This is a genomic window from Leifsonia sp. KNZ12-8B (assembly GCF_056755495.1).
Genome location: NZ_JBPGXM010000120.1, coordinates 1 through 11,839, shown reverse-complemented (window position 1 = coordinate 11,839; position 11,839 = coordinate 1). Strand labels below are relative to the sequence as shown.

The window sequence follows — 11,839 nt, the reverse complement described above, 5'->3', positions numbered from 1 at the left end:
TTTTTCGTGTACTCGGCGGCTGGCTGCGGGGCGGTCAGGCTCCGGCGACCGGGACGAGCTCGCGCTTGCGCGGGCGCGGGGCGGCCGCGGCGGGCGCGACCGGCGCCACCGGCGCCGCAGGAGCGGCAGGCGCGGCCGGCGCCTGCTCGGCGGTGAACTCGCGCAGCCAGGGCAGCAGCTGCGGGCCGAGGTCGTCGCGGGCGGCGGCGAGCTGGACGATGGCCTTCAGGTAGTCGAGCCGGTCCCCCGTGTCGTAGCGTCGGCCGCTGAAGATGACGCCGTGCACGCCGCCGGTCCACGCCGGCGCGGTCGCGAGGCCCTGCAGCGCGTCGGTCAGCTGGATCTCGCCGCCCTTGCCCGGCTCGGTCTTCTCGAGGATGTCGAAGATCTCGGGACGCAGCACGTACCTCCCGATCACCGCGTAGTTCGACGGCGCGTTCTCGCGGCTGGGCTTCTCGACCAGGCCGGTGATGCGCACCACGTCGTCGTCGTCCGTCTCCACGACCGCGGCGGCGCCGTAGAGGTGTATGGACTCGGCGGGCACCTCCATCAACGCGACGACGGTCGTGTTGAGGGCGTGCTGCACCTCCAGCATCCGGCGCAGCAGCGGGTCGCGGTCGTCGATGATGTCGTCGCCGAGCAGCACCGCGAACGGCTCGTGCCCGATGTGCGACTTGGCGCGCAGCACGGCGTGTCCGAGACCCTTGGGGTCGCCCTGCCGCACGTAGTGGAGGTCGGCCAGCGAGGTCGAGTAGCTCACCTTCTGCAGCTTGTCGGTGTCGCCCTTGCGCGCGAGCGTGTCCTCCAGCTCGGTGTTGCGGTCGAAGTGGTTCTCGAGCGCGTTCTTGTTGCGGCCGGTGATCATGAGCACGTCGCTCAGGCCGCTGGAGACGGCCTCCTCGACCACGTACTGGATGGCGGGCTTGTCGACCACCGGGAGCATCTCCTTCGGCATGGCCTTCGTCGCCGGCAGGAAGCGGGTGCCGAGTCCCGCGGCGGGGATCACGGCCTTTGTCACGTAACTGGTCATGCTGGTCTCGTTCCTTTCGATGCGGTGCCGTCCCGCGAGGGGCGTCGTTGTGTCGTCATGGGAGCGGAATTCCGACGTTTCGACGCCCCTCGCGCGAGGGCGGTCAGCGGAGGGGCGCGCCGGCGAGCGCGGCGAGGTCGTCGGCGAGCGGTGCGGCCTCCGGCACCCGGCCCATGCCGTGCACCGTCCAGCCGGCGGCGCTCCAGGCGGAGGCGTCGAGGCAGTTGCGGGCGTCGATCACCGTGCGGCCGTCCACGATGCCGCCGAGCGCGGTCGGGTCGGCGCCGGTGAACTCGTCCCACTCGGTCAGCACGACGGTCAGGTCGGCGCCGGTGAGCGCCTGCTCCATCGAGTCGGCGTAGCCGAGCGTCGGGAAGAGCCGCTGCGCGGTCTCGCGCGCCTGCGGGTCGTACACGACCACCTGGGCGCCGCGCAGGTGCAGGGCGGCCGCAACGTTGAGCGCGGGCGAGTCGCGCACGTCGTCCGTGTGCGGCTTGAAGGCGGCGCCCAGCACGCCGATGCGGCGGTTGAGCACCGAGCCGCCGAGCGCCGTCAGGGCGAGGTCGATGACCCGCTGCCGGCGGCCCATGTTGATCTCGTCGACCTGCTGCAGGAGGCCGACGGCCGCGTGCGCCCCGAGCTCGTTCGAGCGGTGCATCAGGGCCCGGATGTCCTTCGGCAGGCAGCCGCCGCCGAAGCCGAGGCCGGCGTTGAGGAACTGCCGGCCGATCCGCTTGTCGTGGCCGAGCGCGTCGGCCAGCAGCGAGACGTCGGCCCCGGCCGCGTCGCAGACCTCGGCGATCGCGTTGATGAACGAGATCTTCGTCGCGAGGAAGGCGTTGGCGCTCACCTTGACCAGCTCGGCGGTCGGGAGGTCGGCGACCAGCACCGGCGAGCCCTCGGCGATCGGCTTCTCGTAGATGCGGCGGAGCGTGGCCTCCGCCTTCGGCGACGTGCCGCCGAAGACCAGGCGGTCCGGGGACAGCGTGTCCTCCACGGCCTTGCCCTCGCGCAGGAACTCGGGGTTCCACACCAGCTCGACGTCGACCCCGGCCGGCGCGGCATCCGCCACGATCGCCCGGAGGCGCGCGCCGGTCCCGACCGGCACGGTCGACTTGCCGACGATGAGGGCGTCGTGCGTGAGGTTCTGCGCGATGCCGCGCGCCGCCGCCTCCACATAGGCGAGGTTCGCGGCGAACGAGCCGGACTGCTGCGGGGTGCCGACGCAGATGAAGTGCACGTCGGAGACGGCGACCGCTTCGGCGATGTCGGTGGTGAAGGTCAGCCGGCCGGCGGCGACGTTCGAGCGGATGAGCTCGGGCAGGCCGGGCTCGAAGAAGGGGGCGCGCCCCTCCTTCAGCTCCTCGACCTTGCGCGGGTCGGTGTCGACGCCGATGACGTCGAAGCCGAGCTCAGCCATGGCGGCCGCGTGGGTAGCGCCGAGGTAGCCGGTGCCGATGACGCTGATGCGGGGAGCGGGCTGGGAGTCCCGGCTCTTCTTGGCGGTGCTGGAGGTGGTCATGACGATGTCCTTCCGAGTCAGGGTGCCGGGGTGAGGGTGAAGTCGTCCTCGGGTCTGGTGAGACCCGCGATGAACGCCGAGAGGGTGTCGGCCCGGGAGTCGATGCGCCAGTCGTTCGTGGCGCGCTCCCCCTCCACGTAGCCGGTCACGGCGAGGTTGAACCAGGCGAAGCCGATGATGTCGCTGTTCTCCGGCTTCGAGAAGGCGTCGAAGAAGGAGGTCACCCACTTCGGCTTGTAGCCTCCTGTCTCCGAGGCGCCGACCTCGGAGAGGATGATCGGCTTCGTCGTGATGGCCCGCAGCCCGTCGAGGCTGGCGCCGAACGTGTAGTCGAAGCTGATGTCGTTCTCGGCCTTGTACGGCGGGCGCAGGTAGCCGGAGAGTCCCACCCAGTCGACGTACTGGTCGCCCGGGTAGAGGGAGGCGAGGTACCCGTCGGCCTTGTGGCTGGCCGGGAGGTTGTTGACGATGTTCGGCGACCAGACCCAGATCACGAGGTCGTTGGCGCCCTCCTGCTGGAAGATGTCGTGCACGTGCCGCCACATCTTCACGTAGTCGCCGGGGCTGTTGCCGTTGATGGAGTTGCCCTTGCCGTCGGTCTCGGACCACGGGTACCAGATGCCGTTCATCTCGTGGTCGAGCCGGATGGCGAGCGGGAGTCCCGTGGCCACGATGTCCTTCGCGTACTGGCGCAGGTAGCTGTCCCAGTCGCCGTTGATGATCGTCGGGAGCGAGTACTCCGGCCGGTCGACCGTGTCGTTGCCGTCGCTGATCGGGCGCGACTCCCACGTCATCATCGGCAGCCGGCCCTGCGCCCAGGAGCGCGTGACGGCGTTGGCCCGGAAGGTCTCGTCCCAGCCGCTGAAGTAGCCGACCAGGTCGGGCGAGACGCCCACCTTCGTGCTGGTGGCGTCGAACGTGGCCCAGTTGAAGGGCGCCTGCTCGGTGTACATGCCGTAGTAGCGGGACGACGGCTGCAGCAGCTCGGCGCGCGGGGGTGCGGTGATCGGCGCGGGGGCGGGATCGCCGCCCGAGCCGCCGTCACCGGGGCCGCCAGTGCCTCCAGAGCCTCCCGAACCTCCCGAACCGGAACCGCCGGTCCCCGAGCCGGAGCCGGAGCCCCCGGTCGCGCCCGAGGCGCCCGACGCCTGCGCGCCCGAGCCGGCACCGCCGGCCTTGGCTGCCGCGAGCTGCGCCTTGACGCTCGCGAGCTCGCCCGCGGCGGCGGCGGCCTGCTGCTTCACGGTGGCCAGCTGCTTGGCGGCCGCGGCCTGGGCGGCGAGCTGCTGCTGCTGGAGGGCGGTCAGCTTGCCCTTCTGGGAGGCGATGGTCTCTGTCGCCCGCTCGAGGTTGCGGCGCAGCTCGGTGTTCTGGGCGGCGTACGGGGTGATGGCCGTGGTCGCCTCGGCGACGGCCTTGCGCACCGGGGCGCCGGTGGGCGAGGTCCACACGTAGGCGGAGATGCCGAACAGCACGGCGGTCAGCACGAGCGCGGCGACGGCGGTCGACCGGGAGCGGGTCTTCGACTGCGCCCACCAGTGGTGGGCCTTGGCGGTGACGGACGGGCTAGACAAGGAACAGGGCCTCCAGAGTCAGGATCGCGAAGCCGATCAGGTACGGGACGGCGGCCAGCGGGTTGAGCCGGCGCCGTGCGGGAGCGGTCGGGGTCGTGGTCGTGGCGGCGGCCCGGCGGGAGGCGCGGGTCGCTGGGGCGGTCTCGGTGAGTGTCGCCGTGCGGGTCGCGAGAGCGGTGGCGGTGGTGACGCCGCCGACGGAGTCGGGCAGCGCGCGGGCCGGAGCGGGCTCGGCCGCCTGCGCGGCCTGCTGGATCTCCTCGTCCGAGCTGATCTCGCTCGGGCCGCCGGAGTACGCGCCTGCCCTGGTCCCCCAGCCGCTGGCGTGCGCCATGCGGAAGAAGCCGATCAGCCGGATCGGCATCAGGAAGAACGTCGACACGATGATGAAGACCGGCAGCCGGAAGAAGTCGCTCGGCTTCTCGGAGAGGTGCCGGATCTGCCGGATCGACATGCTGATCACCGACGAGGCGACCATCAGCGCGACGACGGTGATGATGCCGCCCTGGATGCCGTACGACTGCAGGAAGCCCTGGTAGAAGTTGTAGCCCTCCCCGGTGATCGAGCGGTACACCCAGCCGCCGAGGACGCCCGCGAGGACGAACGGCAGGATGATGTCCATCACGAAGAAGAACGCCAGGACCGGCGCGTGGCCGAGCATCCAGGGGAGCATGCGGAGGGTGTTGTACTGGCTGCCGCGCGCCCACCGGAGCTGCTGCTTGAACAGCTTCTTCACCTTCAGCGGGGCGTCCGTGTAGACGAGGCTGGTGTGCTGGTAGACGGTGCGGTAGCCCTCCTTCAGCGTGAGGTTCGTCAGCGTGCGGTCGTCGGAGACCTCGAGGAAGACGCCGAGGAACTTCTCGGTCATGAACTTGTCCATGACCCGCATCAGGATCGAGCGGCGGAAGGCGATGGTCCGGCCGGGGAGGCAGCCGATCTGGCCGACCACGCTCTGGGCCGGCATCGAGTACAGCGCCCGAGAGTTCTCCAGCCAGTCCGCCCAGCGGGTGATCCAGCTGCGCGTCGGCTCCAGGATGCGCTGCTTGGTCGTCACGCCGCCGACGCGGTCGTCGGCGAACGGCTTGACCAGCTCGGCGAGCGTCCCCTCGGTCCAGATGGTGTCGGAGTCGACCAGCACGGTGATCTCGCCCGTCGACATCTTGGTGCCGATCATGACCGCGTTGCGCTTGCCGGGGATAGGGGTGTGCACCCAGCGCACCAGCGGCGCGAACTCCTCGCACACCTCGGCCAGCTCGGGGTTGGGGGCGCCGTTGATCACGACGATGATCTCGCCCGGCCGCTGCTCGACCATCCGGCCCAGCACGTCGCGGAAGAGGTCGAGCGGCTCGTCGACCACGGGGACGACGACGCTCGTCGTGCCGTGGAAGTCGTCGGTGTACGGCCGGTAGCGGCGCGACATGAGGACCTTCACGAGCCAGATGACCCAGATCAGGGCCGAGTAGACGGCGAACAGGTAGAACTCCGGGTGGCCGCCGATCATGTGCCGGAGTTGCAGCAGGAAGATGAACACGGACGTGACCTCGCAGTGCTGGAAGGGGGTGGCATCCACGTCGCTGGGGATCTGGTCAGGTTCGGGTGGACCCAGTTCTACGGGCACGGCGAGATGGCCCGCAAGTGGGGGCATACGAGGGTGATCACCGGGCGCCGGAGGCGGTTCGACGGCCCCTGTCCGCGTGTCGGCGGACAGCCTCCCCGGCCCGCCGCGCACGGCGCGTCGGCGGTGACCCGGCGAGCAGAAATGCCGATCAACTGAGCAATCGTCGCGATTGCCTCCTGCGCCGCCCTGCGAGCGCGGCGCGACCGGATTGTCCCCCGCTTTGTACCCCGATCAGGGGCGTTCCGGCGGCCTCCGCAGGTTACGAAGTTTTACATCGCCGACACACGGCGTTCACGTGCCGGAGACGCTCACGCGGGTGCCGAGGGGCCCGGCTCGGACGGCCCGAGCGCGGTCGATGCGACGACGCCCTCCGGCCGCGGCTCCTTGAGCTCGATCAGGATGGTGCTGGTCTCGGTGTCTCCGATGTTGCGTCCGACATGGGACTGCTCCCCGATCCAGACGGCGCGTCCGGCCTCCAGCTCCACCTCAGCCTCCCGCCCCTCGACCTGGAGGCGGCGACGGAACCCGCTCAGCGTCACCATCACCGAATCCGGGTGATGGTGGAGGTGCGTCTCGTCGCCGGGCTCGTCGGCGTACGCGAGCACGCGCACGCGCTCGTTCTCCCACAGCACGCGGTAGCGGTCGGGGTCGGTGCGGACGGGGTCGTCGTCGACCATGCGCACAGGCTACAGCGCGGGGACCGGCGGGGATATGCTGACGCCGAGATCGCTGCCCCAGCGGTATGGCTGCCGAGCGGAAGACGAGGACCCCGTGATGCGGACACGCACGACACCGACCACCAGGCGGGCGAGAAGGGGAGCCGTCGCGGCGAGTGTCGCGGTCGCGTCCCTCCTGCTACTCACCGGCTGCGACCTGTTCGCGCCGCAGGACACGCTCGACATCAAGGAGGTCGCCGACGGCGCCGAGGGCTCCGTGGGCGACATCCGCATCGCGAACGCCGTGCTGATCACCGAGAACACGGACGATCCGGCCAGCCTGGTCGCGACGCTCGTGAACGAGTCCGGTGACGACCAGCAGGTGTCCATCCACGCCGGCGGCGCCTCCGAAACCGTCTCCCTCAAAGGTTCCGAGGTGTTGCAGCTCGGCACCCCTGAGGGTTCGAGCGTGGTGTTCGACGGCCTCGACGCGGCACCGGGCGCCCTGACCGACGTCACCTTCGAGGGCGCGGACGAGACGACCACCCTCCAGGTTCCGGTGCTCACCGGGGCGCTGGAGCAGTATCGCGATCTGGTCCCGACGCCGACGCCGACCTCCACCTCGACCTCCACCCCCGCTTCGACCCCGGAGCCCACGCCGACCGCGCAGACCGACGAGTCGAACGGAGGCTGAGCGTCAGACCTCGTCGGAGGCGCCGGCCCGCCGCGCCGCCGCGATCACCGTCGTCATGGCGCGGTGCAGCTCGCGCAGCTCGTCCTCGCCCATCCCGAGCCGCCGCATCATCGTCGCCGGGATGGTCTCGGCGTACGAGCGGAGCGCGCGGCCCTCGTCGGTGAGCCGCACCTCCAGCACGCGCTCGTCGGCGCGCGAGCGCTCCCGCGCGACGTACCCCAGCGCCTCCAGCCGCTTGATCAGCGGGGACACGGTGCCAGGCTCCAGACTCAGGAGGTCGGCGAGCCCGCGCACGGAGAGCGGCTCGCGCTCCCAGAGGGCGAGCATGACGAGGTACTGCGGGTGCGTGAGCCCCACGGGCTCCAGCACGGGGCGGTAGGCGGAGATCACCGTGCGCGCCGCGACCGCGAGGGCGAAGCACACCTGGCTCTCGAGCGCGAGCGGGTCGCTCATCGGCCCGGGCAGTAGAAGCGGGTGGAGGTGTGCGAGTCAGCGGTGCGCTCGATCCGGTGCTCGCTCATCGGCCGTCCGCAGATCGGGCAGGCAGGGTCGGACGGGCGGATGTCAGGACCCTCGGGGTGGCCGGCACCGATGTCGGCCGGGCCGGTGAAGGTGCGCACCACATCGTTCGCCCGCTCGTAGAACCGCCAGAATCGGCCCGCCATGCGTCCGCCCTCCATTTCATTAGTACACCAATGATTATTGCACTAAGGAATGAGAGGACGCTGCGAGCGTCGGAATACTCCCGCCTTCCATGTGTTTACATGGGTATAGCCGGGCAATGGAGCCTCACCGATCCTTCACCACGCCGATCAACCGAGGAGCACCATGACCATCGCCGACCTGGCCCCGCGCACCGCCGAGACGACCGCCCGCCTGCTGCCCGCTCTCGCCGAGCGCTGGAGCCCCCGCGCCTTCGACGCCGACACCGCGATCGACGAGTCGCTGCTGCACGCCGCACTCGAGGCCGCCCGCTGGTCGCCGTCGGCCAACAACACCCAGCCGTGGCGGTTCATCGTCGCGCGTCGCGGAAGCGCCGCCTTCGACACCATCGTCGAGAGCCTGATGGGATTCAACAAGGCGTGGGCGGGCTCCGCCGGCGTGCTCATCGTGGCCGTCGCCGAGCTGACCGACGCCGACGGCGCCGAGCGCCACTTCGCCCAGTACGACCTCGGCCAGGCGGTCGCGCACCTGTCGGTGCAGGCCCACCACGACGGCCTCCACACGCACCAGATGGGCGGCTTCGACCGCGACGCCGTCAGCCGCGCGTTCGACCTGGAGGACCGCTTCGCCCCGATCTCGGTGATCGCTGTCGGCACCCTCGGCGACCCGGAGGCCCTGCCCGAGGCCCTGCGCGAGCGCGAGCGGGCCCCCCGCACCCGCCGCCCGCTCGACGAGACGGTGCTCGTCGACGCCTGAGCGACGCCTCCCGCACCACGAAGGCCCGGATCCTCAGAGGATCCGGGCCTTCGCGCGTGTGCGGGGATGGTCGCCGCGGTGGCCGGCGGGTCAGACCGCGCAGGCCGCCGCGACGATGCCGATGCCGTAGCCGTAGAACGCGTTGGTGTGCACACCGAACGCCTCCAGCGACGCCGTCGGAGCCGGCTGACCGGCGAGCGCGGTGGCCTTGCTCACGGTGCCGTCGGAGTTGCCCGTCCAGATCCAGATGGTGCCCGACGAATCGAGCGCCTGATAGAACCCGTCGCTCGCGCAGACATCGACGATCGATACGCCCGAGACTCCGGTGACCGTGGTCGACCGCCAGTCCGTGCCGGACCCGCTGAACGTCTGCAGGACGCCGCCGTCGCGCGTGAGCATGGCGAGTCCGGCCACCTGCCCGCCGGAGACCGCCGTGGCCCAGCCGTCGAACCCGGCGATCCCGGTGTACTTCTGCTGCCAGGTGCTCGATCGGAACGCGTTGCCCACGGTGAACAGCCGGCCGTCCGCGGTCAGCACTGCGACGGCGTTGTCTCCGGCGAAGAGGTCGGTGATGGCGGCCGGCGCCCCCACGAGCTCCTTCGTGCTGAGCGCCGCGAACGAGTTGGCCGTGAACTGGTAGACCTTGCCGGTCGGCGCGAGGTAGGCGCCCCCGGAGTAGTAGCGATCGGAGCGGGAGCACCAGGTGTCGAACCGCGTGGCTCCCGCGCTGTTCGGGATGCCCTTGAGGGCGGTCATGCCCGCGGTGTTGGTGGCGGTTCCTGCGTAGAAGACCCCGTCGGTGGTCAGCACGAAGACGGCGTTGTCGTGCACGCGGATGTCGAGGATCGCCCCGGTGAAGCCGGTCAGCCGGGTGGGGGTGGAGAGGGCGCCCTGGCCGGTGGCCGAGGCGTACCAGGCGGCGACGCCGTCGGTCACGAGGATGCCGGAGTACCAGGTCCCGGACGACAGCGTCGACCACACGGCGGCCTTGGTGATCCCGGTGACCGCGGACATGGTGCCGACCGTGCTGGAGGAGAAGAACGCCTGACCCCAGTACGTCACGCGTCCGGCGGCGTCGACCGCGACGAAGGCGTTGTCGGCCACGGCGACCACCCGCGACGCGGGCCAGGCCGGGTCCTGCTTGACGACGGGGGCGGACGAGTTGACCTGCGACCAGGTGAAGAGCGGGCCGGCGGCGATCTCGGTGACGGGGACCGTGACGGCGCCGGTGCCCGTCGCCTTGGGCGTGACATAGGTCGCCACGACCGAGTAGGCGCCGAGCGAGCCGACGGCTCGCACGGCGGGCACCGTGATGGTGCCGCCGACGACGGTGAGGTCGATGTCGTGCGGGTCGGTCCAGCCGACCAGCTCGAGGCCGTCGGGAAGGCTGACGTGGACCACGGCGCCGTCCTTGGCGGGGGCACCGTCGACGGTGACGGAGAAGCGGAGGGCGCCGGCGGCGATGACGCTGCACCGGCGCACGTCGGGGAGCGTCGGCGTGGCGGGTGTCACCAGCACGACGGGCGGATCAGTCGACGCGGCGGCGGCGGGGGTCGCGGCGAGGAGTGAGATCGCGGGGACGGCCCACGCGGCGCCCGCGAGAGCGGTGCGCCGGGAGATGGTCGACCGCGGGGAGCCCTCCGCCGGGGTCGGCTCGGGGGAGTGCGATGGGGAGGTGTGCTGGTTCATGCTCAGATTCCGGATTCTGGATTTCAGGACGCTCCATGATACCCCGAGGGGCCCCGACGGGCGCCACCCGTGAGGGAGAGCACCCGCCGGAGCCTGCCACGCAGCCTGGAAGGGAGGACAGGCGGCGATCGCGGTCGCCGGTGAAGGGGGACGACGACCCGCTCATGTGCCACCGCGGGGATGCGGACCGAGACTGCCTGCACCCGGTGCATCCCCGCGGCGACATGTCCATCACACCGCAGCGGGCCGCCGGCGGCAGCACTCAGGCCGTGCCGGGGCGCCCCGCTGAGTGGTGCCGTGAGCGGAGACGGGTGCTCCCCGATCCGCTCTTGGGGGTCACCCGCGGATCTCGGTCGCCGGGGTGAGCACGGCCCGCGTGAGGCCGGTCTTCTGGCGTACCCGGTACAGGTGGTTCTCGACCGTGCGCAGGCTCAGGTAGAGGGTGTCCGCGATCTGCCGGTTGCTCATCCCCCGCTTCGCGAGCTCGACGACCTCGCGCTCGCGGTCCGTCAGCGGCGCCGGCCGTTCGCCGGTCTCGGCGGCGAAGGCCCGCCAGCGGTCCGCGCACGCGCGCCCGGCGACGCGCTCGACGTCGTCGCCGGTGAGCGCCGCCCCCGTCTCGGTGAGCCATCGGCCGGCCGCCGTGCGGAGGGAGGTGCGCTCGAGCGGTCCGCGCGCGCCCGACCGGGCGAGCGCGCGGAGGAGGCCCTCGGCGTCCCCGTCCGTCAGCACCCGGTGCAGGGTGACGAGGGGCCGGAGGAGGCGAGCCTCCACTCTCCGCCAGACGTCGTCGAGCACGGCCAGCCGGTCGGCGGGATGCGGAGTGGCGGTGAGCAGGAGGCACAGCAGCGCCGGGAGGGCGGCCCCCTGCTCCAGCCGTGCCAGCGCCGTCGACCAGAGCAGCTCGCCTGCCTCGGGATCGGCGGGGTCGCCGGCGTACCGCAGCTCGGCCTCCGCCCACTCGCGCATGATGTCCAGGCGCGGCCGGACGAGCGGGCGGAGCCGGCGCAGCTCGGCGAGGAATCCCTCGGCCGCCCTCCGGTCGCCGCGCCGGGCGCTCAGCACGGCGGCGAGCCCGAGGACGCGCTCGTCCAGGGCGGCACTGATCGGGCCGGGACGGCCGAGCCGCAGTGCGGCGCTGAGCGCACGCCAGGCGCCCGGCTCGTCCCCGGCGGCGAGCAGGGCGGTCGCGAGGCCTCTGGCGTGGAGCTTCACGGTGAAGGGGTCGCCGCGGTCGAAGCCGTCGGCCAGATGCGCGCGCGACCACGAGACGGCCTCCGCGATCCTTCCCGAGAGCAGCACGGCGTCGCCGCGCGTCGCGGCGAGCCGGTCGATCAGGTCGGCGGGCGCGTGGGCCGCGGTCACCGGGTGCGCGAGCCCTCCGGCACCCTCCGCGTCGCCCTCCTCGAGCGCCGCCTCCGCACGGAGCAGCTGCAGCGTGTTGCGCAGGGTGGCCGGCACCTGCTCCGGCTGCTCCCCCAGCACCTCCGCCAGCGGGCGGCCCTCGCGCAGCGGACGCAGCAGCCCGTCCACCGCGAGCCCGATCGCCGGGCCCCAGGCGCCCGGGTCCCAGTCCGGCGGCACCAGGGCGGCCGCGTCGTCCTCCTCGCCCGACGCGAGCCGCCACTGGTGCCGCA

Annotated in this window: 11 protein-coding genes; 2 read left to right on the top strand and 9 right to left on the bottom strand. The window is 71.8% G+C overall.

From position 1 onward, the window contains the following. Nucleotides 1-34: 34 nt before the first annotated feature. The 5 genes from galU to ACR9ZG_RS15080 form a co-directional block, all read right to left on the bottom strand. Nucleotides 35-1,030 carry a UTP--glucose-1-phosphate uridylyltransferase GalU gene (gene galU, locus ACR9ZG_RS15100; RefSeq protein WP_481285668.1) on the bottom strand — a complete coding sequence of 332 codons (996 nt, stop codon included), beginning with the start codon at nucleotides 1,028-1,030 and terminating at the stop codon, nucleotides 35-37. 103 nt (nucleotides 1,031-1,133) lie between these two features. Next, complete coding sequence (locus ACR9ZG_RS15095) at nucleotides 1,134-2,552, bottom strand: UDP-glucose dehydrogenase family protein (RefSeq protein WP_481285667.1); 1,419 nt, start codon at nucleotides 2,550-2,552, stop codon at nucleotides 1,134-1,136. 17 nt (nucleotides 2,553-2,569) lie between these two features. Beyond that, entirely contained in the window at nucleotides 2,570-4,126 is a 1,557-nt protein-coding gene (locus ACR9ZG_RS15090) for a glycoside hydrolase family 26 protein (RefSeq protein WP_481285666.1), read from the bottom strand. Then, entirely contained in the window at nucleotides 4,119-5,657 is a 1,539-nt protein-coding gene (locus tag ACR9ZG_RS15085; protein WP_481285669.1) for a glycosyltransferase, read from the bottom strand. The genes ACR9ZG_RS15090 and ACR9ZG_RS15085 overlap by 8 nt, the downstream gene beginning before the upstream one ends. A gap of 395 nt (nucleotides 5,658-6,052) precedes the next feature. Further along, nucleotides 6,053-6,421, bottom strand: a complete 369-nt coding sequence (locus ACR9ZG_RS15080; RefSeq protein WP_481285665.1) for a cupin domain-containing protein — start codon at nucleotides 6,419-6,421, stop codon at nucleotides 6,053-6,055. Between the two features lie 94 nt (nucleotides 6,422-6,515). Here ACR9ZG_RS15080 and ACR9ZG_RS15075 point away from each other — a divergent pair, with 94 nt between their 5' ends. Next, entirely contained in the window at nucleotides 6,516-7,094 is a 579-nt protein-coding gene (locus ACR9ZG_RS15075) for a hypothetical protein (protein WP_481285664.1), read from the top strand. Nucleotides 7,095-7,097: 3 nt separating this feature from the next. Here the strand turns inward: ACR9ZG_RS15075 and ACR9ZG_RS15070 are convergent, their stop codons facing one another. Next, nucleotides 7,098-7,547 (bottom strand): MarR family winged helix-turn-helix transcriptional regulator, encoded by a 450-nt coding sequence (locus tag ACR9ZG_RS15070; protein WP_481285663.1) that lies wholly within the window; start codon nucleotides 7,545-7,547, stop codon nucleotides 7,098-7,100. Continuing rightward, a complete protein-coding gene (locus ACR9ZG_RS15065; RefSeq protein WP_481285662.1) occupies nucleotides 7,544-7,759 on the bottom strand; it encodes a hypothetical protein in 216 nt (71 codons plus the stop codon). Before ACR9ZG_RS15065 ends, ACR9ZG_RS15070 begins: the two co-directional genes overlap by 4 nt. A 163-nt stretch (nucleotides 7,760-7,922) precedes the next feature. Between ACR9ZG_RS15065 and ACR9ZG_RS15060 the strand changes: the two genes are divergently transcribed. Continuing rightward, entirely contained in the window at nucleotides 7,923-8,513 is a 591-nt protein-coding gene (locus tag ACR9ZG_RS15060) for a nitroreductase family protein (protein ID WP_481285661.1), read from the top strand. A gap of 90 nt (nucleotides 8,514-8,603) precedes the next feature. Here ACR9ZG_RS15060 and ACR9ZG_RS15055 read toward each other — a convergent pair whose 3' ends face one another. Both ACR9ZG_RS15055 and ACR9ZG_RS15050 read right to left on the bottom strand, forming a co-directional pair. Continuing rightward, nucleotides 8,604-10,202 (bottom strand): RCC1 domain-containing protein, encoded by a 1,599-nt coding sequence (locus ACR9ZG_RS15055; RefSeq protein WP_481285660.1) that lies wholly within the window; start codon nucleotides 10,200-10,202, stop codon nucleotides 8,604-8,606. A gap of 336 nt (nucleotides 10,203-10,538) precedes the next feature. Further along, on the bottom strand, nucleotides 10,539-11,839 hold a 1,301-nt coding region (locus ACR9ZG_RS15050), incomplete at its 5' end, for a helix-turn-helix transcriptional regulator (RefSeq protein ID WP_481285659.1).

Bases quoted from the DNA above. Each gene is read 5' to 3' on its own strand.
- galU (WP_481285668.1), bottom strand. From the start codon at position 1,030: ATGACCAGTTACGTGACAAAGGCCGTGATCCCCGCCGCGGGACTCGGC.
- ACR9ZG_RS15095 (WP_481285667.1), bottom strand. From the start codon at position 2,552: ATGACCACCTCCAGCACCGCCAAGAAGAGCCGGGACTCCCAGCCCGCT.
- ACR9ZG_RS15080 (WP_481285665.1), bottom strand. From the start codon at position 6,421: ATGGTCGACGACGACCCCGTCCGCACCGACCCCGACCGCTACCGCGTG.
- ACR9ZG_RS15070 (WP_481285663.1), bottom strand. From the start codon at position 7,547: ATGAGCGACCCGCTCGCGCTCGAGAGCCAGGTGTGCTTCGCCCTCGCG.
- ACR9ZG_RS15065 (WP_481285662.1), bottom strand. From the start codon at position 7,759: ATGGCGGGCCGATTCTGGCGGTTCTACGAGCGGGCGAACGATGTGGTG.
- ACR9ZG_RS15060 (WP_481285661.1), top strand. From the start codon at position 7,923: ATGACCATCGCCGACCTGGCCCCGCGCACCGCCGAGACGACCGCCCGC.
- ACR9ZG_RS15055 (WP_481285660.1), bottom strand. From the start codon at position 10,202: ATGAACCAGCACACCTCCCCATCGCACTCCCCCGAGCCGACCCCGGCG.